General features: G+C 65.9%; 20 protein-coding genes, 1 tRNA gene and 1 other RNA gene. 9 read left to right on the top strand and 13 right to left on the bottom strand.

Going from position 1 to position 20,095, the window contains the following annotated elements:
* Positions 1 to 5: 5 nt before the first annotated feature.
* The 5 genes from CFOUR_RS07885 to CFOUR_RS07905 form a co-directional block, all read right to left on the bottom strand.
* Positions 6 to 1,391, bottom strand: a complete 1,386-nt coding sequence (locus tag CFOUR_RS07885) for an RNB domain-containing ribonuclease (RefSeq protein ID WP_290179087.1) — start codon at positions 1,389 to 1,391, stop codon at positions 6 to 8.
* 26 nt (positions 1,392 to 1,417) lie between these two features.
* Positions 1,418 to 1,807: RNase P RNA component class A (gene rnpB / locus CFOUR_RS07890), an RNA gene on the bottom strand.
* Positions 1,808 to 2,291: 484 nt separating this feature from the next.
* Positions 2,292 to 3,434 (bottom strand): bifunctional RNase H/acid phosphatase, encoded by a 1,143-nt coding sequence (locus CFOUR_RS07895; RefSeq protein ID WP_290179088.1) that lies wholly within the window; start codon positions 3,432 to 3,434, stop codon positions 2,292 to 2,294.
* A 3-nt stretch (positions 3,435 to 3,437) separates the two neighbouring features.
* A complete protein-coding gene (locus CFOUR_RS07900) occupies positions 3,438 to 4,118 on the bottom strand; it encodes a zinc ribbon domain-containing protein (RefSeq protein WP_290179089.1) in 681 nt (226 codons plus the stop codon).
* Between the two features lie 9 nt (positions 4,119 to 4,127).
* Positions 4,128 to 5,261, bottom strand: coding sequence for a Nif3-like dinuclear metal center hexameric protein (locus tag CFOUR_RS07905; RefSeq protein WP_290179090.1), 1,134 nt, complete (start codon positions 5,259 to 5,261; stop codon positions 4,128 to 4,130).
* Positions 5,262 to 5,297: 36 nt separating this feature from the next.
* On the opposite strand from CFOUR_RS07905, the gene CFOUR_RS07910 reads away from it, so the two are divergent.
* The 4 genes from CFOUR_RS07910 to CFOUR_RS07925 are packed head-to-tail and all read left to right on the top strand — an operon-like array spanning position 5,298 to position 7,744.
* Positions 5,298 to 5,930: an HAD-IA family hydrolase gene (locus CFOUR_RS07910; RefSeq protein ID WP_085957838.1), complete on the top strand. Its 633-nt coding sequence runs from the start codon at positions 5,298 to 5,300 to the stop codon at positions 5,928 to 5,930.
* Positions 5,881 to 6,396 (top strand): low molecular weight protein-tyrosine-phosphatase, encoded by a 516-nt coding sequence (locus CFOUR_RS07915; protein WP_290179091.1) that lies wholly within the window; start codon positions 5,881 to 5,883, stop codon positions 6,394 to 6,396. The genes CFOUR_RS07910 and CFOUR_RS07915 overlap by 50 nt, the downstream gene beginning before the upstream one ends.
* A gap of 6 nt (positions 6,397 to 6,402) precedes the next feature.
* Positions 6,403 to 7,305 (top strand): SURF1 family cytochrome oxidase biogenesis protein, encoded by a 903-nt coding sequence (locus CFOUR_RS07920; RefSeq protein ID WP_085957837.1) that lies wholly within the window; start codon positions 6,403 to 6,405, stop codon positions 7,303 to 7,305.
* A 22-nt stretch (positions 7,306 to 7,327) separates the two neighbouring features.
* A complete protein-coding gene (locus CFOUR_RS07925; RefSeq protein WP_085957836.1) occupies positions 7,328 to 7,744 on the top strand; it encodes a hypothetical protein in 417 nt (138 codons plus the stop codon).
* Positions 7,745 to 7,974: 230 nt separating this feature from the next.
* Here the strand turns inward: CFOUR_RS07925 and CFOUR_RS07930 are convergent.
* Positions 7,975 to 8,050: transfer RNA gene (locus CFOUR_RS07930), tRNA-Val, on the bottom strand.
* A gap of 47 nt (positions 8,051 to 8,097) precedes the next feature.
* Positions 8,098 to 8,502 (bottom strand): DUF3052 domain-containing protein, encoded by a 405-nt coding sequence (locus CFOUR_RS07935; protein WP_085957835.1) that lies wholly within the window; start codon positions 8,500 to 8,502, stop codon positions 8,098 to 8,100.
* Between the two features lie 199 nt (positions 8,503 to 8,701).
* Here CFOUR_RS07935 and aceE point away from each other — a divergent pair, with 199 nt between their 5' ends.
* The 3 genes from aceE to CFOUR_RS07950 all read left to right on the top strand — a co-directional run bounded on the left by aceE (position 8,702) and on the right by CFOUR_RS07950 (position 13,383).
* A complete protein-coding gene (aceE, locus tag CFOUR_RS07940) occupies positions 8,702 to 11,497 on the top strand; it encodes a pyruvate dehydrogenase (acetyl-transferring), homodimeric type (protein WP_085957834.1) in 2,796 nt (931 codons plus the stop codon).
* 207 nt (positions 11,498 to 11,704) lie between these two features.
* Positions 11,705 to 12,391 (top strand): hypothetical protein, encoded by a 687-nt coding sequence (locus tag CFOUR_RS07945; protein WP_143339056.1) that lies wholly within the window; start codon positions 11,705 to 11,707, stop codon positions 12,389 to 12,391.
* On the top strand, positions 12,340 to 13,383 hold the full coding sequence (locus CFOUR_RS07950; protein ID WP_290179092.1) for a DDE-type integrase/transposase/recombinase: 1,044 nt from the start codon (positions 12,340 to 12,342) through the stop codon (positions 13,381 to 13,383). Before CFOUR_RS07945 ends, CFOUR_RS07950 begins: the two co-directional genes overlap by 52 nt.
* Positions 13,384 to 13,492: 109 nt before the next feature.
* On the opposite strand, the gene CFOUR_RS07955 is transcribed toward CFOUR_RS07950, so the two are convergent.
* Complete coding sequence (locus CFOUR_RS07955; protein WP_101706397.1) at positions 13,493 to 14,353, bottom strand: Rib/alpha-like domain-containing protein; 861 nt, start codon at positions 14,351 to 14,353, stop codon at positions 13,493 to 13,495.
* A gap of 17 nt (positions 14,354 to 14,370) precedes the next feature.
* On the opposite strand from CFOUR_RS07955, the gene CFOUR_RS07960 reads away from it, so the two are divergent.
* Together CFOUR_RS07960 and CFOUR_RS07965 are read left to right on the top strand one after the other, a co-directional pair.
* A complete protein-coding gene (locus CFOUR_RS07960; protein ID WP_101706396.1) occupies positions 14,371 to 14,658 on the top strand; it encodes an acyl carrier protein in 288 nt (95 codons plus the stop codon).
* A complete protein-coding gene (locus CFOUR_RS07965) occupies positions 14,655 to 15,467 on the top strand; it encodes an HAD-IIA family hydrolase (protein WP_085957831.1) in 813 nt (270 codons plus the stop codon). The genes CFOUR_RS07960 and CFOUR_RS07965 overlap by 4 nt, the downstream gene beginning before the upstream one ends.
* Here the strand turns inward: CFOUR_RS07965 and CFOUR_RS07970 are convergent.
* The 5 genes from CFOUR_RS07970 to CFOUR_RS07990 form a co-directional block, all read right to left on the bottom strand.
* Positions 15,437 to 16,831: an NAD-dependent succinate-semialdehyde dehydrogenase gene (locus tag CFOUR_RS07970; RefSeq protein ID WP_085958464.1), complete on the bottom strand. Its 1,395-nt coding sequence runs from the start codon at positions 16,829 to 16,831 to the stop codon at positions 15,437 to 15,439. The genes CFOUR_RS07965 and CFOUR_RS07970 overlap by 31 nt on opposite strands.
* Positions 16,821 to 17,144, bottom strand: a complete 324-nt coding sequence (locus CFOUR_RS07975; protein ID WP_085957830.1) for a hypothetical protein — start codon at positions 17,142 to 17,144, stop codon at positions 16,821 to 16,823. The genes CFOUR_RS07970 and CFOUR_RS07975 overlap by 11 nt, the downstream gene beginning before the upstream one ends.
* Before the next feature lie 247 nt (positions 17,145 to 17,391).
* Entirely contained in the window at positions 17,392 to 18,309 is a 918-nt protein-coding gene (locus tag CFOUR_RS07980; RefSeq protein ID WP_085957829.1) for a DMT family transporter, read from the bottom strand.
* 21 nt (positions 18,310 to 18,330) lie between these two features.
* Entirely contained in the window at positions 18,331 to 19,173 is an 843-nt protein-coding gene (locus CFOUR_RS07985; protein ID WP_179154835.1) for a trimeric intracellular cation channel family protein, read from the bottom strand.
* 48 nt (positions 19,174 to 19,221) lie between these two features.
* Positions 19,222 to 20,037 carry a trimeric intracellular cation channel family protein gene (locus CFOUR_RS07990; RefSeq protein ID WP_179154834.1) on the bottom strand — a complete coding sequence of 272 codons (816 nt, stop codon included), beginning with the start codon at positions 20,035 to 20,037 and terminating at the stop codon, positions 19,222 to 19,224.
* Positions 20,038 to 20,095 lie beyond the last annotated feature (58 nt).

The raw sequence follows: 20,095 nt of genomic DNA on the forward strand, positions 1-20,095 counted from the left end.
CCCCGCTAGTCTGCGGGCCAGGCGAAGCCGACCTCGCGCGCCGCCGGATCCGCCCGCACGAGCGAGAACTTCGTTTCCGCGCCTTCCTCCGGCGCACCCGCGGACGGCGCGAGCACCGGCGGGTCCACGATGAACACGCGCGCTGCATCCTCGCTGGTGTTCAGGGTCACCCCGTCGAAGTTGTGGCCCACCCACGGCGCGAGCACCGTCGCCTCGGTCAGGTGCAGGCACGCCTTTTCCACGGTGTTGGCCAGCTGGGACGACCGCCCCATCGTCTTGATCACCCGCGGCGCGTCGCGCTCCACCCACTCCGGTACTTCCGTACCAGCACAGATAGCCAGACAGACTTCGGTGGCGTAGCGGTCGATCAACCGGCGCAGCGGCGCGGTGACGTGGGAGTAGTACCCGCCAATGCCGGCGTGCACCTCGGCCGGCTTGTCCGACAAGTCCACGTACCCGGACCCGCGCAGCAGCTTCTGCGCCTCGCGCATAACAGCCATGCCGCGCGGGGTGTCGGCGTCCACTCCGGCCAAAAACTCGCCGATATCGCCAGCGACCTCGTAGCCCAAGTTGCGCGCCTCCCGGCGAAACTCCGCCTCCCCGTCTGCGTCCGCCGGGCCGAGGGTGCGCAGGAACCCCACGCCGGCGTCCACCATCATCTGCCCCGCCACCATGCCGGTAAGCAGGGAGATCTCCGAGTTGTAGTCCATCACCGGGTGGCGCGGCTCGATGACCAGCTCGTAGTCCTCGCCGTCGCCGACCACGCGCACCGAGGGCAAACGGAGGTTGATCGCGTGCCTGCGCAGCGACGACTGCTGCCGCAGCCTGCCCACCTCCTCCAGCAGCCCCACAGACGGGTGCACCGTGCCAGCCTGCATGTCCGCGTGCACACCCTCGTAGTCCAGGCGCGCCACAGAGTGGACGAGCGCGCGCTCCACGTGGGCGGAATCCACCTCGCCGCGCTCGTCCAGCTCGAAGGTCCACAGCACCGCCGGCCGGTCCACGTCCGGCAGCAGCGACGCCGAGCCCTCGGACAGTTCCTCGGGGTGCAGACGCGCTGGCTCGTCGGGCAGGTAAATCGTCTGCCCGCGCTGCAGCGACTCGGCGGCCACCGCAGAATCCGGTGCGACAAACGCGGCCACATCCGCGATGGCGTAGCGCACCACGTAGCCGCCGCCGTCACGCGCCTCGATGTGCACGGCCTGGTCCAAGTCCTTCGAGCCGACAGGGTCGATGGTGACGAGGGGGACGGAACGCGCGTCGATACGCAAATGCGCAAACCTGTCCTCGAGCTGCGCCGCCTGCGAGTGCAACGCAGGGTCGAACGAGGTGCGCACGTCGAACTCGCGCGCAATCGGGCGGAAATTCAAAGGCGCCGCGTAAAGCTTCATAGGAAGCCATGGTGCCACGAAAAGGGCGAATGAGTCGGCCTGTGAGCCGGATTCTGTTCCCCTTGCGGGGCGGCGACCATCCATCTGGACAACCCATCGCTGGGCGCCTCAAGCAGCTACCTTCGGACTGGGCGGGCAGCCTACGTCCGACGACCTCCGCCAGTGGCGGGGGCTCTTGCCTTGCTCCCGGTGGGGTTTACCTGGCCACCTGCGTCACCGCAGATGCCGGTGCGCTCTTACCGCACCCTTTCACCCTGACCTCGTTGCCGAGGCGGTCTACTTTCTGTTGCACTTTCCCGCGGATCGCTCCGGGTTGCTGTTAGCAACCACCGTGCCCTGTGGAGTCCGGACTTTCCTCGACGTGCGCCTTCCCGCTTTGCGGTGGTTCGCAGCGCCGCGGCCGCCCGGCCGGCTCATTCGCGTGTGTGAGCTTACGCTTTTTGCTTCTCGACGTTCAACCTCCGGCAATCCCCTCCCCAGCGCGTCCAGCCGCGGCCCGGCGCGCCGTTTCGCGCCCTGTCACGCCGTGTCGCGCCCCGCCGCACACCCCTTTCGCGCCCCCTCGCGCCCTTTCGCGCCCTCAACCGCTCCCAGTCACGCCCTGTCGCGCCCTCCCTCGTCCTTTCCGTGCCCCCCTTATTCCAGAACCGGCTACCAGGAACCGGCTACTGGCCAGTTTTAGGCCTGGTAGCCGGTTCTAGGTAACCGGATCCGCGTGCTGGCGGCAGAATCGCGCACCGGTGGCGAGCTCACGCGCTGGTGGCGGGCCTGCGTGCAGGTGGTGGGCCCACGCACCGGTGGCGGGCCCGCGACGTCCGCGCGCTGGCGGCGGATCCGCGTGCTGGTGGCGGGTGCGCGTGCTGGTGGCAGGCCCACGCACCGGTGGCGGTCCCCGACGGCCTAGCGGTGGTGGGCGACGTCGTTGACGCAGCGCACCACGCCGTAATCGCCGTAGAAGTCCACCACGGAGATGCTGGCCAGGTCCAGAAACAGGTGCTTGAACAGGTCCGCGTTCGCGCCGAGAGCCTGGCGCACGAAGGACTTCACCGGCGTCATGTGCGTGACTACCAGCACCGTTTGGCCCTCGTAGCGTTCCTGCAGCTTGGCGCGGGTGCGGGTCACGCGGCGGTGCAGGGCGGTGAGGGATTCGCCGCCCGGGGGCGCGTTGTTCGGCGAGGCCTGCCACTTCTCGAACGCCTCGGCGTCCTTCGCCAGGGCCTCGTCGCGGGTCAGTGCCTCGAAGTCGCCGAAGTCGAGCTCGCGCAGCCCCTCCTCGGTCACCACGTCCAGCCCCAGCGCGCCCGCGGCGATGCGGGCGGTGCCCTGCGCGCGGGCCTGCGGGGAGGCGACGACGGCGTCGATGCGCCCGTACCCGCGTAGTGCCTCGGCGGCCCGGCGCGCCTGGTCGCGGCCGGTGTCGGTCAGTTCGGGGTCGGACGAGCCGGAGAAGCGCTGCTCGGCGGAGTGCTGCGTCTGCCCGTGGCGCAGCAGGATAAACCGGGTGCGCGGCGCGTCGGTGCCGGACCAGTGGGCGGGGCTTGCGGTTTGGTGCGTCTGCTTTTCGACGTCCTTCGGTTCCGCCTCCTTCTTCTCCCCGACCCACACGCCGGTGCCTTTAACTATGCCGGGCGCGTCGCCGCGGGCGGCGGCGTCCATCGCCACGTTGGACAGCTCGTCGGCTTTCTTGTTCTTCGCGCGCGGGACCCAGGTGTAGGTGACCGCCTCGAAGGTGGAGGCGAGCTCGCGGGCCTGGCGGGCCAGCTTCTGCATGTCTGGGTGCTTGATTTTCCACCGGCCGTTCATCTGCTCGACAACCAGTTTGGAGTCCATGAACACGTCCACCACCGTCGCGCCGACCTCGCGGCAGGCCTCCAGGCCGCGGACCAGGCCGTAGTACTCGGCGACGTTGTTGGTGGATTTCTTGCCCACCACGTAGGCGATTTCGGCGAGCGTCTCGCCGTCCGCGTCGTAGACCACCGAGCCGGAGCCGGCGACTCCGGGGTTGCCGCGGGAGCCGCCGTCGCAGTACATCGAAACGTGCATGCGCTACTCCGTCGGCGACACGCGCACGAGCAGGGTGCCGCAGTTCGGGCAGGTGGGAAGCTCGTCTTCCGGCTCCGCCAGGACCTCGGCTCGCTCGGCCGGGGGCAGCTGGATGAAGCAGCCGCCGCAGGCGCGGCCGTTGAACTTGGCGGCGCCGATGTCGTCGTAGGCGCGCAGCACGCCCTCGGGCAGCTGCGCACGCAGGGCATCGACGTCGACGACTTCCTCGGCCGGGAGGGAATCCACGGCGCGCTGGGCGGCTTCGATCTTGCGGTTGGCCTCGTCCACGCGGGCGGCGTGCACGTCGCGGTTGTTGCGCAGCGCCGCGATCTCGTTGTGGGCCTCCTTGAGCTCCGACAACAGGTCCGCGATGCGGGACTTCGCAGCATAGCGGTCGTGCTCGAGGTCCTTGCGGCGCTCCGGGTCGGTCTCCGCGGACAGCTGGCGCTTGTCATCCAGCTCGCGCCTTTTCAGCTTGCGCTCGTCTTCCTGGATGCGCAGGATCTCCAGCTCCATGTCGTCTACGGCGAGTTGGGCTGCCGCGGAGGCGTCGGTGAGGCGCTTGCGTTCGTCGATAAGCTTGTGCAACTCCTGCTCCTCGGGGCGGACGCGGGGCTGCGACGAGGCGGCGTCTGCCTGCGCGAGCTGCAGGAGGACGGGCTGCAGGTCTTTGGAAAGGTGCATCGTTTCTCCTTATTCGGGGTGCGCGGAGATGGTCCACGGATCCGTGCGGATGCGCAGGATCTCGGTGTCCACGTCTAACGGAGCCACGATACTCTCCGCCTGCTCTGTCCACGGAAACTCGCTGGCCCAGTGCGCGGTGTCGATCACGGCTGGCCCGCCCGCGCGCAGGTGCTCGTCCACCGGGTGGTGGCGCAGGTCGGAGGTGACGTAGACGTCCACGCCGAGCTTCGCCACGTCCGCGAGGAAGCTATCGCCGGAGCCCGAGGACACCGCGACGCGACGCACCATCTGCTCCGGGTCGCCCGCGGCGCGCACGCCCCACGCGGTTTCCGGCAGCGCGTTGGCCACCTGCTGGGTGAACTCGCTAAGCGTCATCGGCTCGTCCAGCTCGCCGATACGCCCCAGGCCGGTCGCTTTATCAAGGTCGCGGGTGTCGGCCATCTGCACCACATCGAACGCGGGCTCTTCGTAGGGGTGGGCTTCGCGCAGCTTCTCGACGATCCTCCGGCGGTCCCGCGCCTTCGCCACGAACTCGATGCGCACTTCATCCGCCGTGTAGTGCGTACCCACGGCCCCGTCGGTGGGGTTCGCGCCCTCGATTGGGGTGAACTCGCCGGTGCCTTCGAAGGAGAAGGCGCACTCGCGGTAGTTGCCGATCGCGCCGGCGCCGGCCTCAAACAGCGCCTTTTTCAGCTCCGCGGCCGCGCCCGGGGGCACGTGCACGCCCCAGCGGTCGGTGGCGTCGATGCACACCGGCTTGATGGGGCGGCCGGGTGTGATACCGACGAGCTCCGCCAGCTTGTCGGACACCCCCGGGCGCGCGGAATCCGCGTTGGTGTGTGCGGCGAACAAGGCGCAGCCGCCGGCGAGCAGCGTGTGGATGACCTTGCCCTTCGGGGTGTTCGCGGCCACCGAGTGCACCCCGCGTAACAGCAGCGGGTGGTGCACGACCAGCATCTGGGTGCCGGCGGCGACGGCGCGCTCGGCCACCTCTTGGGTGCAGTCCAGTGCGAAGGCGACCTTTCGCACCTCCGCTTCGGGGTCGCCGCAGATGAGCCCCACCTGGTCCCAGCTTTCCGCCAGCGCAGGCGGGTAGGCGGCCTCGAGCGCGTCCACGATTGTTTGCACGGTTACATCTGTCATGGCAGCCAGCCTACAAATTTGGAACAGTAGGCAGGTGTGAACGCCACTTTGCTTTTCGACGTCGACGGCACCCTCATCGACTCCTACCCCGGCATCCGGCAGGGATTCCTCATCGGCTTAGACGCCGTGGGGTGGAAAGTCCCGGACGAGGAATTCATCCGCCGCATTCCGGGCCCGCCGATGCCGGAGACGATGCGCTCGCTCGGCATGTCTGAGGCGCAGGTTGAAACTGCCATGCGAGCCTACTCGGGCTACATGTCGAACGAGGGCTGGCAGCGCTTCGACGTGTTCGACGGCATGGACGACCTTGTTGCGCGTTTGGCTGGTGAGGGCGTGCGGGTGTGCACGGCGACGTCGAAAAGCGAGCGCTTCGCCCGCGCCGCGCTGGATCGCGCTGGCATGCTCGAGCACATCGACTTTTTAGGCGCGGCGTCCAACGACGGGGTGCGCGCGAAGAAGGTGGACGTGATCCGCTACGTGCTGGACCAGGCGAAGCCGGTGCGCCCGCTGATGGTCGGCGACCGGCTGCACGACTTCGAGGGCGCGAAAGAATTCGGCATCTCGAGTGTGGCCATGACCTGGGGCTACGGCGCCGATAAGGAGTGGGAGTTGGCCGATTATGTCGCCCGCGACGCTGCGGAGCTGGAAAGGATTATCCGTGAGTTCTAACCTGCACATCGACTTCGTCTGCACCGGCAACATCTGCCGCTCGCCCATGGCGGAGGTGATCGTGCACGAGAAGTTGGCTGAGGCCGGGTTGGGGGATGCGGTGACGGTGACGTCGTCAGGCATTGGCGGCTGGCACGTCGGCCAGAAGGCGGACGAGCGGGCGCGCGCCGAGCTCAAGGCGCACGGCTACGACGGCGAGGCGCACCGCGCCCAACAATTCGGCTTTGAGCAGGAGCAAGCCGACTTGATTGTCGCGCTGGACACCAACCACGTCTCCGAGCTGGTCGCGCGCGGCGTGGACGAGGACAAGGTGCGCCTCATCCGTTCGTTCGACCCCGCCTCGCCGGACGGCGCCGGCGTGGCCGACCCCTACTACGGCGGGCCGGAGGGCTTTGCGGTGGTGCGCGAACAGATCGAGTCTGCAGCTGACGGCATTATTACCTGGGTGCGCGAGCGACTAAACTGACCCGGCGTGAGCGCCAACAATCAATCCTCCAAGCCGTGGTGGCGGCAGGTTCTTACCCCCGGTTGGGTTATCGCGGCGCTGTTGATCGGCGTATTTTCCTACTACGCGTTCACCTTCCTGGCGCCGTGGCAGCTGGGCAAGAACGAGGCGCTGGTGGAGCGCAACGAGCACATTTCCGCCGCCTTCGAGCACGACCCAGAGCCGCTTTCGACTCGGCTGGGCGCGGACGGCTCGCTCGACGAGGGCGCGGAGTGGTCGCGCGTGGTCGCCACGGGGCGCTATACGGGCCCGGACGTTTTGTTGCGCCTACGGCCTGTCGACGGCGCCCCCTCCTTCCAAGTGCTCACGCCCTTTACGCTTGACAGCGGCGAGGCCATCCTGGTCCACCGTGGCTGGGTCAAGGCGAAGGACTCCACGCAGGTGCCCGACATCGCGCCCGCGCCCGACGGCGAAGTCACCATTACCGGCATGCTGCGCGCCGACGAGGGCGTACACCCCAACCCGCCGATGCACGAGCAGGGCTACGACATGGTGTATTCCATCAGCCCACAGCAGGTGGGCGACATGGTCGGCCAGAAGCTGGCCTCGCCGTACCTGCAGCTGCTCGGCGACGAGCCCGGTGTGCTCGACCCCATCCCACTGCCGCAGCTGGAAACCGGCAACCACCTCTCCTACGGCCTGCAGTGGATCCTCTTCGGCGCCGCCGCCCCCGCCGCGCTGATCTACTTCCTTTACGCCGACTCGCGCGAGCGCCGCCGATTCGAGGCCGAGCAGAAACAAATGCTTGACGACGTCACCTCCGGCGCCTCCCCCGACCCCACCCCAGCGCCCTCCCGGACGCGCCAGCGCTACGGAACTTCCCGGGCCAACCCGTGGGCCAAGGCCTACGATAAGGAAGAAGAACGCTAGCTTTCCTTTTGAAGGGGGACGGATGACTTCCACCGTTGACGCCGAGCTGCTCCACTCCGCCCTGACCACCTTGAAGTCTGCGGGTGTGGTTCTGGCAGACGGCATCGAAGCCGAGGACGTGGAAGACGCCGTCGCCGACTACCCCGCCCTGTTTCCCACGCGCCCGTTTGCGGTGTTGTCGCAGGTGGCGTCCAATGAAGATGAAACTCTGTTCGTCCTGTCGCAGCTCGGTTCGTTGGACACTCGCGCCACCCGCGCCTGCACCGCCGCGGGTGTGGAGCTGTGGGACATCGCCGTCGTGCCCGATTTCGAGGGTTCAGCGGCCGGGTCGGCCCGGGTGCGGTTTTCGGAGTGGGACGTCGCCGACGTGGCATTCGACGGACCCTCCCCCTGCTTTGAGCTGGGCATCCTCGCCGCCGTCGCGGCCCGGGCGCTGTAGGCCCGGGGCGTTGTAGATCTGGGGCGTTGTGGGCCCGGGCGCCGTCCTCCCCCGGGCGCACCCCCGGCGCGAGGATGCTTACTCCAGGATGCTTATACCTCGCCGTTGAGGGTATTGGCGCCCGTGCTCGCACTCGATGTGTAAGCACCCTGGAGTTAGCATCTAGCGCAGGTGGACCACTTGTCGGGAGCAAAAGACCCCGTCTCGGGGATTCCGGGACGGGGTCTCAATGGTGCGCCATGACGGGCTCGAACCGCCGACCTACTGGGTGTAAACCAGTTGCTCTTCCAGCTGAGCTAACGGCGCGCGTAGGAGCAGACTAGCAGAGCCTGAGGCGTCAGCGAAATCCCTGCTCAGCGGTTGCGGGGTGTGAGGCAGGAGCCCTGCCAATCGCCAAAGCGGTCGGCCTTGGTCTGCGTGAAGCCGGCGAGCTGGGCGGACTCCGCGATCTCGCTCGGCGGGACCACGCCGGAGGATCCTGCCCCCGGAGTCATCAGCCAGATACGGCCGCCGGAGCCGAGGCCGCGGGCGACATCCACCAGGTCGTCGACGAGGTCGCCGTCACCGGCGCGGAACCACAGCAGGATGGCGTCGCACGGGTCGTCGGTGTCTTCGTCGAGAAGCTCGGCACCAATGGCATCCTCGATCGCCTCGGAGATGGCGCTGTCCGCGTCTTCGTCCCAGCCGATTTCCTGCACGACATCGCCCGTGGCGAAGCCAAGGCGGGATGCGTAGGTGTCCACTCCTGTGGCACTCAAATTTCCGTGTCCTCCATTGATCTCAAGTGGGTGTATGGGCGTTAGCTTAACGTCGTCAAGCAAAGAATGCGCACATCTTCGTGATTAGTCTCACCAAAGCACACCCGCTGTAAGAATCGGCGCGCCTAAGCACGTATCCTGGAATGCGTTACTGCCCCGACGGACCCAGGAGGTTGAAGTGGCCGAGAAAGAAACGGACATGGTCGACGCACGAGCAAAGAGCGCGACCGAAGTGGACACCAACATTCTCTCGCTGCGCGAAGGCGTAGCGTCTTACCTGCACGACGCTGACCCGGAAGAAACCCAGGAATGGATGGACTCCCTCGACGGGCTACTCGAAGAGTCCGACCCGGAGCGCGCCCGCTACCTCATGCTGCGCCTGATCGAGCGCGCTAACGCCAAGCGCGTGCCGCTGCCGGCGCTGTCCTCGACCGACCTGGTCAACACCATCCCGACCAAGCTCGAGCCGGAATTCCCGGGCGATGAGCAAATTGAGAAGCGCTACCGCCGCTGGATGCGCTGGAACGCCGCCGTGATGGTGCACCGCGCACAGCGCCCCGGCATTAAGGTCGGCGGCCACATCTCCACCTACGCCTCCGCCGCGGCCCTCTACGAAGTCGGCTTCAACCACTTCTTCAAGGGCAAGGACGCCCCGCAGGGCGGCGACCAGGTTTTCTTCCAGGGCCACGCCTCCCCCGGCATGTACGCCCGCGCCTTCATGGAAGGCCGCCTGAGCGAAGACGACATGGACGGCTTCCGCCAGGAGCACTCCCGCGAGCAGGGCGGCCTGCCGTCCTACCCGCACCCGCACGGCATGCCAGGCTTCTGGGAGTTCCCGACCGTGTCCATGGGCCTCGGCCCGATGAACGCGATCTACCAGGCACGCTTTAACAAGTACCTGCAAAACCGTGGCATCAAGGACACCGACCAGCAGCACGTCTGGGCATTCCTCGGCGACGGCGAGATGGACGAGCCGGAATCCCGCGGCCTGATCCAGATGGCCTCCCTGTACGGCCTGGACAACCTCACCTTCGTGATCAACTGCAACCTGCAGCGTCTCGACGGCCCGGTGCGCGGCAACGGCCAGATCATCCAGGAGCTGGAGAGCTTCTTCGTCGGCGCCGGCTGGAACGTGATCAAGGTGGTCTGGGGCCGCGAGTGGGACGAGCTTTTGGAAAAGGATGAGGACGGCGCACTCGTCCACATCATGAACACCACCAAGGACGGCGACTACCAGACCTTCAAGGCCAACGACGGTGCCTACGTCCGCGAGCACTTCTTCGGCCGCGACGAGCGCACCAAGAAGCTCGTCGAGGACATGACCGACGAGGAAATCTGGAACCTGCGCCGCGGCGGCCACGACTACCGCAAGGTCTACGCCGCCTACAAGCGCGCGCTGGAGACCAAGGGCAAGCCGACCGTCATCCTCGCCCACACCGTCAAGGGCTACGGCCTCGGCCACAACTTCGAGGGCCGCAACGCCACCCACCAGATGAAGAAGCTGACGCTGGAAGACCTCAAGCTCTTCCGCGACAAGCAGCAGATCCCCATCTCCGACGAGGAGCTGGAAAAGGATCCCTACATGCCGCCGTACTACCACCCGGGCGAGGACGCCGAGGAGATCAAGTACCTCCAGGCCCGCCGCGAGGAACTGGGCGGCTACCTGCCGGAGCGCCGCGAGAGCTACACCCCGCTGGAGCAGCCCGAGTTTGAAAAGACCTTCAAGGCGCTGTTCAAGGACTCCGGCAAGCAGGAAGTCGCCTCCACCATGGCGCTGGTGCGCACCTTCAAGGCGCTCATGCGCGACAAGGAGCTGGGCAAGCGCGTCGTTCCGATCATCCCGGACGAGGCCCGCACCTTCGGCCTGGACTCCTGGTTCCCCACCCTGGGCATCTACAACCCGAACGGCCAGAACTACGTGCCGGTGGACCACGACCTGCAGCTGTCCTACAAGGAGGCCGAGAACGGTCAGATCCTGCACGAGGGCATCAACGAGGACGGCTCCTCCGCCTCCTTCATCGCCGCGGCGACCTCTTACGCCACCCACGGCGAGCCGATGATCCCGATGTACATCTTCTACTCCATGTTCGGCTTCCAGCGCACCGGCGACAACTTCTGGGCCGCTGGCGACCAGATGGGCCGCGGCTTCATCATCGGCGCGACCGCCGGCCGCACCACCCTGTTCGGCGAGGGCCTGCAGCACATGGACGGCCACTCCCCGATCCTGGCGTCCACCAACCCGGCCGTCATCCCGTACGACCCGGCGTTCGCCTACGAGATGCCCTACATCATCTCCAAGGGCATCGAGCGCATGTACGGCCAGGGTGAGGGCAAGGACGAGAACGTGATGTACTACATCACCGTCTACAACCAGCCGCACCACCAGCCGGCACGCCCGGACAACCTGGACGTGGAGGGTCTGCACAAGGGCATCTACCTCTACGACGAGGGCAAGGACCTGGACAACAAGGTCTCCCTGCTCGCCTCCGGTGTGGGCATGCAGCAGGCGCTGCGCGCGCAGGAGATCCTGCAGGAGAAGTACAACGTCGGCGCCGCCATCTACTCCGTGACCTCCTGGACGGAGCTCGCACGCGAGGGCCAGCGCAAGGCCGCCGAGCAGCTGCTCAACCCGGGCGAAGAGGTTGAAGAGGCGTTTGCCACCAAGCAGCTGAAGCAGACGTCGGGCCCGTACATCGCTACCTCCGACTTCGCTTCCGACCTGCAGGAGCAGATCCGCGCCTACGTGCCGGGCCAGTACATCGTGCTGGGTGCGGACGGCTTCGGCTTCGCAGACACCCGCGAGGCCGCCCGCCGCTTCTACAACATCGACGCTGAGTCCATGGCCGTTGCCGCCCTGCTGGGCCTGGCCAACGAGGGCAAGATCGACCGTTCCGTGGCCGCCCAGGCAGCCAAGGACCTGAAGATCGACGACCCGACCGCCGCCACCGCTGAGACGGACGGCGAGGACGAGGGCGCGGAGAACGCCGCAGAGTAGCCCTTAGCTTGACGACGAAGGGGCGTTCCGGCTGCGGAGCGCCCCTTTTGTCATGCCCGGGGGCGGATGCGGCGAGGGGTCCTGACAGGTTGGGGCGTGCGCTGTCGTGGCGGGGCTGGTGTTTTGCGGGTTTTGTTCACCCAAACGCCCCTGGCCGGGTCTGCGGACTTCCTGTGAACCATCGGTCGTCGGGATCGGAGTTCGAGGATGAGTTATCCGCCGGAGGTACGGCAGCGTGCCGTTGAGCTTTCGGGGCAGGGGCTTGCTGCTTCGCAGGTTCGTGCGCAGTTGATTCGGGAGGAATGTAGGTCTGTTCCTTCTACCGCTTCAATTTCGGGATGGGCACGCAACGCCCGTCATGGCAGCGGGGTCGATAAAGGTTGGCGTTCTGCCGAGTTGATTGCTGAGGTCGTTCGGGCGAATGTGACAACGTCGGCATCCACCCGCGAGATTGGATGGCGTTTTCGGGTCGCTGCGAGTTCCGTGGCGGCGTGGACGCACAAGTTCGCTCCGGATGCGGGTTCGCGGCGTGGGATGACACCGCAGGAGATAGAACAGGCGACACTGGCGCGTGTGAAAGAACACCACGAAGCCCAAAAACGCAAGCGCAAGAAGGCCGAAACACAACGTCAATCACAACGCGCCCCGCGCGATGAGAGTGCATATTCACGCAACCATGAGCAGCCAACAGCTCCGTTTGATGAGGCAGCGTTGCCGGATGACGTTGAGACCCTCAAAGACCTGTTGCGTCAAGAGCGGTTTATGCGTCTGGCGGATAAAGCGCTGTTTGAGGCGGTGATGGAATCTGAGGGAAAAGCGCAAACCCGGAGACGCTCGACAGCGTGGTCGTCGCTACGGCTGTCAGACGACTCCGGGACGTCGGATACCAAGTAACGCGTTGCTGCGCCTACTACGGATTGAAGTACAACACCTACAAGTCGGCATGCAAGCGGTTAAAACACCCTCTAGTCGACCGAAAAGGCCAGGCCAAGGCAATGGTTACCGCCGCCTGTGAGGGCAACCGCATGGTCTACGGCTACCGCCGCGTGAGTGAAGTGTGCAAAGCGAACGGTCTGTCGCTGGGGGAAAAATCGATTCGCACGATCATGCGCGAAGAACACCTGCAGCCGAAGATGAAACGCACGAAGCGCTACAGCTCGTACAAGGGCGAAACTGCGCATCGCCCAGCAAATCGATGTCTGGTTGGAGACATCGACACTGTCACAAAAAATGGCACCCACGTCTCGCAAAGATATCGTTCGCAGGCGCATCGTCGCAGGCAGGCGGGCAGGAAGGATCTGGTACACGATTTCTATGCCGATGCGCCAAATCAAAGACTCGGCACCGACATCACCGCGTTTCAATGCGCTGACGGCAAAGTCTTTTTTAGCCCGCTGATCGACTTCCACGACAACATGCCCATCGCGTACACCTGCGCAACGCGACCAGCGGCGTTGCTGACCAACACGATGCTTGAAGCTGGGCTCGAGCAAATACAACCAGGACAACGCCCCGAACTGCACACCGACCGTGGCTGGCACTACCGCCACATCGATTGGGTTGACCGACTGACTGATATCAGTCACGACAGGCAACAATGCACACATTGCACAGAGGAGAACCCGTGCGATAACGCCTGGTTGATGGTGCCGTCCCTATCCCGGCTCGGCAACAGCGGCGACAACGCCCGAGTAGAAGGGTTCTTCGGCACCATCAAGCGCGAACTTCACGCCAGTGGAATTCGCCCCGAAAAGCACACAACCGAGGAGTTTATGAAGTATCTTGACGATTATCTGGACTGGTTCGTCTTTGGCAGACTCACCACCGGACCAGACGGGCAATACACAACCCTGGCTAAACAACGAAACATAGCCAAAACCACCTAGCCAACAACACAACGGCCACCAGTGTGGTTCACAGGAAGTCCGCAGACCCGGCCGGTGAACAAATTCCCACACCGCGCCTAGGACCTGGGGCCCAGCCCCGGCCCCTCCGCTAGAACTGCGGGAGGAACTGCTGCAGTTGCGGCCACGCAAAGGCAACCGCGCCGACTAGAACTGCCAGCACGCCCGTGACCAGGGCAAGCTTCTGCGCGGTTGACGACCCGGACTGCCCCGGCCCCGGCGCCGGCGCGGGCTGGGTCGCGGCGGGAGCCTCCACCCCCTTGCCGGAGTTGGCGATGTGGGCGGTGCTCTTGCGCGTCGAGCCGTCGGCGAAGGTGCTCACCACCGTAAAGGTCGTGCCGCGGGAGGTGTCTTTCGGCACCGTGGCGGTGATGGCGCCGGTGGTTTGGTCGATATGTGCGTTCCAGCCGTCGCCGCCGGTAAGTTTCCACTTCGCATTGGTGGGAAGTTCCGCGTCGAACTCGTTGGTCGGAGTGACGGCGAAGGTTTGGCCGGGGTCGGCGGTGACGGTTTTGCCGTAATTCGGGTTGTAGTAGAACGCGTCGTCGCTGGTGAGCGTGATCTTCTGCGGGTACAGCTCCTCGGACCCGTCGGGGAAGCAGACGCGGATGTCAAAGTCGATGACGTTCTCGCCCGGCTGCGGCGACTCCCCCAGGGTGTAGTTGTTCAGCCGCGCGCCGAGGGGGTTGTCTTCGCACTTGTCCTCGCTGCCGAAGAGTTGGCCTTTCTTGCGGATCGTGTTCTCGCCGGTCAACTTCCAGGTGGTGCCCTCCGGCACTCCGAGCAGTTTGTACTCGGTGGTTTCGGTGTAGCCGTCGCTGGGTTTCATCTCCACGTAGCGCGGCGTGGAGTCGAAGTGCGGGGTGTAGTCGTCTGCCATCGCTGCGGATGCTGCGGGCGCGAGCAAACCGGCGGCGACGACAGCCACGGCCGGGAGTGCGAAGCGTTTCATGGGCTTATCATAACGGCATGGAACTTTCGCAGCGGTTGGACCTTGGCAGCCTCGAGCTCGCCGGAGACACGGAGGAGACGCAGGCGCGTGGCACGTTCGCGCAGCTCGCGGAGCTCGTTGATGAGGTCTCAGGTGTGGAGATCGAACCCGGGACGCGGCTGGAGGACAGCGGAATTTCGTCGCTAAACCGCATTGAGCTGGCGGTGCGCATCGAGGACGCGTTTGCAGTAGCTATCGACGAGCACGTGTACTCCTCCTGCCCCACCGCCCAAGACCTGGCCGATTACGTCGAGGAGCACCAATGATTTCCTACCTGACCGACATGGACGGTGTCCTGCACCGCGAGGGCGAGATCATCCCGGGCGCGAAGGAGTTCATCGGCGCGCTGCGCGAGGAAGACATCGACTTCATGGTGCTGACGAACAACTCCATGCAGACCCCGCGCGACTTATCCGCGAAGCTGATGCGCATGGGGTTGGACATCGAGCCGGAGCGCATCTGGACTTCCGCCACCGCCACCGCGAAGTTCCTCTCGCAGCAGGCGGGTGAGGCCTCCGCGTATGTGATCGGCGAGGCTGGCTTGACGACGGCGCTGCACGAGATCGGCTGGATCCTCACCGACACGGACCCCGATTTCGTGGTGCTGGGCGAAACGCGCACGTACTCGTTTGAAGCGCTGACCACCGCGTCGAATCTGATCCGGAATGGCTCGCGCTTCATCGCGACCAACCCGGACTTGACCGGGCCGGGCCCGGCGGGCGTGGTGCCGGCGACGGGGTCCGTGGCCGCCATGATCACCGCGGTGACGGGGATGCGGCCCTACTACGTGGGCAAGCCGAACCCGGTGATGATGCGCTCGGCGCTGAACAACATCGGCGCGCACTCGGAGAACACGGTGATGATCGGCGACCGGATGGACACCGACGTCAAGGCCGGATTAGAGGCGGGCATGCGCACGGTGCTGGTGCGCACGGGCATCTCCGACGACGCGGAGATTGCCAAGTACCCCTTCCGCCCCACCTCGGTGGTCCACTCGGTGGCGGACCTGGTGGAGCGGATCCTAGACCCGTTCGGCGACGGGTTCTACACCGCCGAGTCGGAGCCGGCGACGTAGAAGCGCTGCTTGTTCACGAACTCGTCCATGCCCAGCGGGCCGAGCTCGCGTCCCAGGCCGGAGGCCTTCACGCCGCCGAACGGCAGCTCGGCGCCGCGGGCCTGCGGGATGTTCACGTGGATCATGCCGGTGTCGATCTTCGCGGCGACCTTCGTGGCGCGCTCGGGGTCTTCGGACATCACAGCGCCGCCGAGGCCGTAGCGGGAGTTGTTGGCCACCTCGATCGCCTCCTCTTCGGAGGAGACCTTGTACACCTCGGCGACGGGGCCGAAGAATTCCTCGTAGTAGGAGTCGGACCCGACGGGGATGTCGGTGATCACGGCCGGGGTGATGTAGGCGCCCTTGCCGGTGACTTCGCCGCCGACGCGCAGATTCGCGCCTTCGTCCACCGCCAGGCGCAGCTGCTGGGCCAAAAGCTCGGCGGCGTCGCGGGAGGACAGCGGGTAGAACTCCGGGCCCTCGCCGGGCTCGAGCGGGTCGCCTTCGCTATACGACGACGCAAGCGCCACCAACTCATCCACAAACTCGTCGTAAATGTCGTCCATCACGATCATGCGCTTGTTCGACGTGCAGGCCTGGCCCACGTTGCCGATGCGCTTCTGCCACGCCGTCTCCGCCGCAGCCTTCACGTCGGTGGAATCGAGCACCAGGTAGGCGTCGGTGCCGCCGAGCTCGAGCACGCACTTCTTCAGCGCCTGGCCTGCCTGGGAGGCGATGGCGCGGCCGGCGCGCTCGGAGCCGGTCAGTGACACACCCTGGACGCGGTCGTCGCTGATCAGCGTGGAGATCTGCGAGTGCTTTGCGTAGATGTTGGTGTACAGGCCCTTCGGCGCGCCGGCTTGGTCGAAGATCTTCTCAATCGCGGCGGCGGACCGCGGGCAGATCTCGGCGTGCTTGACCATGACCGTGTTGCCGGCCATCAGCGCCGGCGCCGCGAAGCGGGCCACCTGGTAGTAGGGGAAGTTCCACGGCATGATGCCCAGGATCACGCCGAGGGGCACCTTGCGCATGACAGAGGTGCCGCCGCGCTGGTTCGGGATCTCCTCGTCGGCGCCGAACTGCGCGCCGTGGTCGGCGTAGTAGTTGAAGATCTCGACGACATCGTTGATCTCACCGTCGCCTTCCTTGACGGACTTGCCCATCTCGTCGGCGATGATGCGGGTGAGTTCGGACCTTTGGTCGTCGAAAAGCTGGGCTACCTTGCGCAGCACCTCCGCGCGCTCCTCGTAGCTCTTCTCGCGCCACTGCTGAAATGTGTCGTTTGCCTGGGCGAGCGCGCTTTCGAGCGCGTCGTCGGAGATGAAGTCGAAGGACTCGACGATTTCGTTGTTTTTCGGGTTTTGTACGCGGTATTTAGTAGACATGCGGACCATCGTAGGAGCCTTGCGTGAGGCTCGCCACGAAATTTTCCTCGCGCGCAAGACGGTCGATGGCCTGCGCAAAGACCTCGATTTCCGCGCGCGTGGCCACGATTGTTTCGCGGCACGAGTAGGTGCGGTCGGGGCGGCGCTGCCAGCGCGTGAACCAGACCTCGCCGGGCTCGCCCTCGGGCAGCAGGAGCATATGCTTCTCGACGCTCCCCCGCACCCGCCCCGGCATCCCCTCAATACGGAGCGTCCACAAAAGTCGGGTGCGCGGGGCGCGGCAGGTGCGGGGTGCGGCCAGTGTTGTCGTCATTGGTGGGGACCCTTCTTGCGGGCGGGTTTGCCCGCAGTGGTAGCGGCACACTCCGGTCCCGGTGACTAGGCGGGATGTCCGCGGCGGGTGACTAGTCCGCGCGGCGGAGTGCGAGACGAGAGGTTCGTCTTCCCCAACGGCCTCTAATTTCTCTTGGCCGATATTGCTTCACACAAGTTCACTCGGGCAACCCTCAACCGCTGGTTGATCCCCCTATTTGCTCGAGCTTCGGTTGAGGTTGAGGGGGCTAGAGCAGCCGCACCGCCAGCACGCCGCAGAAGATCACCACCAGCCCCACCAGGCGCGTCGCGGTCAGCGGGTTCTTCCGTGCCCCGAACGCCCCGCGCGCCTCCAGCACCTGGCCGGCGGCGATGGTGCCGGCGTTGAAGGCGATCACGGTGGTGGCCGTGCCCAGCAGCGGCGACAGGGTCGCGCCCGAGATCACAAACGTCGCGCCGACCAGGCCGCCGACCCACATCCACCACGGTCCGGGCGTGGGCCGGCGGGTGAGCTGCTTCGGGCTGGTCACCAGCACCGCCACAAGCAGCAACACCGCACCAACCGCCAGGTTGATCTCGCCAGCGTGCAGGGAAGATCCTGCGATCGTGCCCAAATAGCCGTTCACCGCGGTCTGGACCGCGGAACCGACGCCAACCAGGACGCCCAGCACCCGGAACAGCCACAGTTCAAGCCCGACGGCATCGCCCTCCACGGCCGGGCGGTTACCGGCGCGCAGCACCAGCACGATTCCGGCCAGCACCACCACCGCACCGAGTGCGCGCATCCACGTCACCGGCAACACGGGGGCGCCGAACAAGCCGAAGTAGTCGATGACCAGACCCATCACCACCTGGCCCAGAATCGGCAGCACCACGGTCTGCACCGCACCGAGGCGCGGGAACAGCAGGATGTTGCCCAGCACGAAGCACACCCCCATCGCGCCGCCGAGCCACACCCACCACGGCGCGGACTCCCCCGGAGCGAACTGGGGCACAGGGTTTCCCTGCAGCACGCTCGTCGCCACGATAGCGACGAGCAACGCCACCGAAAACGAGATCAGCGCCGAGACCACCGGCTTGTTGCCCAGACTCAGGCGCAGGCGTGAGTTCGCCGCGGTTTGGATCGGAATCAGCCCGCCCACTGCGAGCGCCACAAGCAACAGCATGGGCCTATGGTTTCACACCTGCTACTTCAGCCCGTACGCGCGGTAGAGCGCCGCGACGAAGTCTTCGTGCGAAACCTCGCCGTCGACGGCGGCGAGCTCGTCGCGCACGTCCTTGCGGGTGGGCGCGGAGATCATGGTGGGGGTGGCGGCGCGCTGCCGGTACGAAACGGGCGGAAGCTTGTCGCCGACCCGGTGCTTCACCCGGGTGAAATAGCTGTCCACGGGCGCGAGCGCCTCCACCCCGGGCACCGACCAATCCAGCCAGTACGCGGCCACACCCAGCGCAATACCGAGCAGCGCGGAAACGGCCAGGCCCACCGACTGCCAGCCGAAGTCGTAGAAGAGCTGCACGCTTATCGACGCCACCATGGCCGGCACCACATAGAGTTGCCGGTCCACAAGAATGGATGGGATTTGGCCAATCATCATCTCGCGGATGACCATCCCGCCCGTCGCGGTGAGAATGCCCATCAGGATGCAGCCGAACCAGCTCACGTCCGCGCGCAAGGCAGTGATCGTCCCGGTGACCGCCCACACCCCGACGATGACCATGTCGCCGTGGAAGCGGAACAACTCCCAGGCCCGGCCCTCAATGGGCAGGGCGAACGCGACCAACGAACCCACCAGGGCGGTGCCGATGTACCACGGGTTCTGCAGCGCGGACGCCGGCGTGGAGCCGATCAGCGCGTCGCGGATCATGCCTCCCGCCATGCCGGAGATGATGGAGATGAGCATGAAACCGACGGCGTCGAAACGCATCCGCCGAGCGACAAGGCCGCCCATCAGCGCATTGAGGAACACGCCGATGAGATCCATCACGGCAAACGAGAAACCGACGGCGGTGAGCACGTTGTCGAAGTACATGCGCGCCATCGTAAAGGGGTTGGCGCGGCTTCGGGGCGGGTTTCTGGTTTAGGCTTTCGCCTCCGTGCTCTCCCGCACCTCGTTTTGCAGCATCACCCGCAGCGCCTGGACCAGCTGCTCGTCCGAGGCGCTCTCCAGCGCGTTGCGCACCTCCTTGCCGGACTCGGCCGGGCGTCGCGAGTCGGTGTCCACACCCAATGCCTCGCCGATCCTCTCTTCAAGCGGGCGCTCGAGGCGCTTGGTCTGAAGCCCTAAGAGCTTGTCGCCGCCGAAGTACACCGCCAACGCAAACAGCGGCGCGGCGATCGCGGCGGCCAGCATGCCCTCCCACACCAGGTCGAAGCGGTTGAGCACCAACATGATCACCGACGCGATGATCGCCGGGAACACCGTCATCTTCTCGCTGGTAAACAGCGCCGGGATCTGCCGCAGCACAACGTCTCGGGCAAGCGTGCCGCCGGTTGCGGTGATCACGGCCAGCAGCACGCACGGCACCCAGCTCAGCTCCGCGTTGAGCCCCTTGATCGTGCCGCCGACCGCCCACACACCGATGGTGACCACGTCCGCGTAGAACCGGAAATTCTCCCAGAGTTTGCCGCGCAGGGGCGCAAAGTAGGCGATCAGCCCGCCGATCGTGGCCGTGATCAGGTAGCCGGGGTTGGTCATGGCGGCGGCGGGGCCGTCGTTAAGTATGGCGTCGCGCATGAGGCCACCGCTTAACGACGAAATCAGCGCCACGAACGCGAACCCCACAATGTCGAAGTTCATCCGCTTGGCCACGGTCCCGCCGATCGTGGCCGCCAACAACACACCGGTGTATTCGAGGACAAAGTAAAGAGTGCCCACGTCATCAGAGAAGTCCATGGGCGCCAAGGCTAGCGACGGCGCGGTGCCCACGACTGGGTGTGCCTTGTGCGGTCGA

Origin of the sequence: Corynebacterium fournieri (genome assembly GCF_030408775.1) — a bacterium.
GTDB classification, from domain to species: domain Bacteria; phylum Actinomycetota; class Actinomycetes; order Mycobacteriales; family Mycobacteriaceae; genus Corynebacterium; species Corynebacterium fournieri.

Bases quoted from the DNA above. Each gene is read 5' to 3' on its own strand.
- CFOUR_RS07885 (WP_290179087.1), bottom strand. From the start codon at position 1,391: ATGAAGCTTTACGCGGCGCCTTTGAATTTCCGCCCGATTGCGCGCGAG.
- CFOUR_RS07895 (WP_290179088.1), bottom strand. From the start codon at position 3,434: ATGCACGTTTCGATGTACTGCGACGGCGGCTCCCGCGGCAACCCCGGA.
- CFOUR_RS07900 (WP_290179089.1), bottom strand. From the start codon at position 4,118: ATGCACCTTTCCAAAGACCTGCAGCCCGTCCTCCTGCAGCTCGCGCAG.
- CFOUR_RS07905 (WP_290179090.1), bottom strand. From the start codon at position 5,261: ATGACAGATGTAACCGTGCAAACAATCGTGGACGCGCTCGAGGCCGCC.
- CFOUR_RS07915 (WP_290179091.1), top strand. From the start codon at position 5,881: ATGTCGCCCGCGACGCTGCGGAGCTGGAAAGGATTATCCGTGAGTTCT.
- CFOUR_RS07925 (WP_085957836.1), top strand. From the start codon at position 7,328: ATGACTTCCACCGTTGACGCCGAGCTGCTCCACTCCGCCCTGACCACC.
- aceE (WP_085957834.1), top strand. From the start codon at position 8,702: ATGGTCGACGCACGAGCAAAGAGCGCGACCGAAGTGGACACCAACATT.
- CFOUR_RS07945 (WP_143339056.1), top strand. From the start codon at position 11,705: ATGAGTTATCCGCCGGAGGTACGGCAGCGTGCCGTTGAGCTTTCGGGG.
- CFOUR_RS07955 (WP_101706397.1), bottom strand. From the start codon at position 14,353: ATGAAACGCTTCGCACTCCCGGCCGTGGCTGTCGTCGCCGCCGGTTTG.
- CFOUR_RS07960 (WP_101706396.1), top strand. From the start codon at position 14,371: ATGGAACTTTCGCAGCGGTTGGACCTTGGCAGCCTCGAGCTCGCCGGA.
- CFOUR_RS07965 (WP_085957831.1), top strand. From the start codon at position 14,655: ATGATTTCCTACCTGACCGACATGGACGGTGTCCTGCACCGCGAGGGC.
- CFOUR_RS07970 (WP_085958464.1), bottom strand. From the start codon at position 16,831: ATGTCTACTAAATACCGCGTACAAAACCCGAAAAACAACGAAATCGTC.
- CFOUR_RS07975 (WP_085957830.1), bottom strand. From the start codon at position 17,144: ATGACGACAACACTGGCCGCACCCCGCACCTGCCGCGCCCCGCGCACC.
- CFOUR_RS07980 (WP_085957829.1), bottom strand. From the start codon at position 18,309: ATGCTGTTGCTTGTGGCGCTCGCAGTGGGCGGGCTGATTCCGATCCAA.
- CFOUR_RS07985 (WP_179154835.1), bottom strand. From the start codon at position 19,173: ATGTACTTCGACAACGTGCTCACCGCCGTCGGTTTCTCGTTTGCCGTG.
- CFOUR_RS07990 (WP_179154834.1), bottom strand. From the start codon at position 20,037: ATGGACTTCTCTGATGACGTGGGCACTCTTTACTTTGTCCTCGAATAC.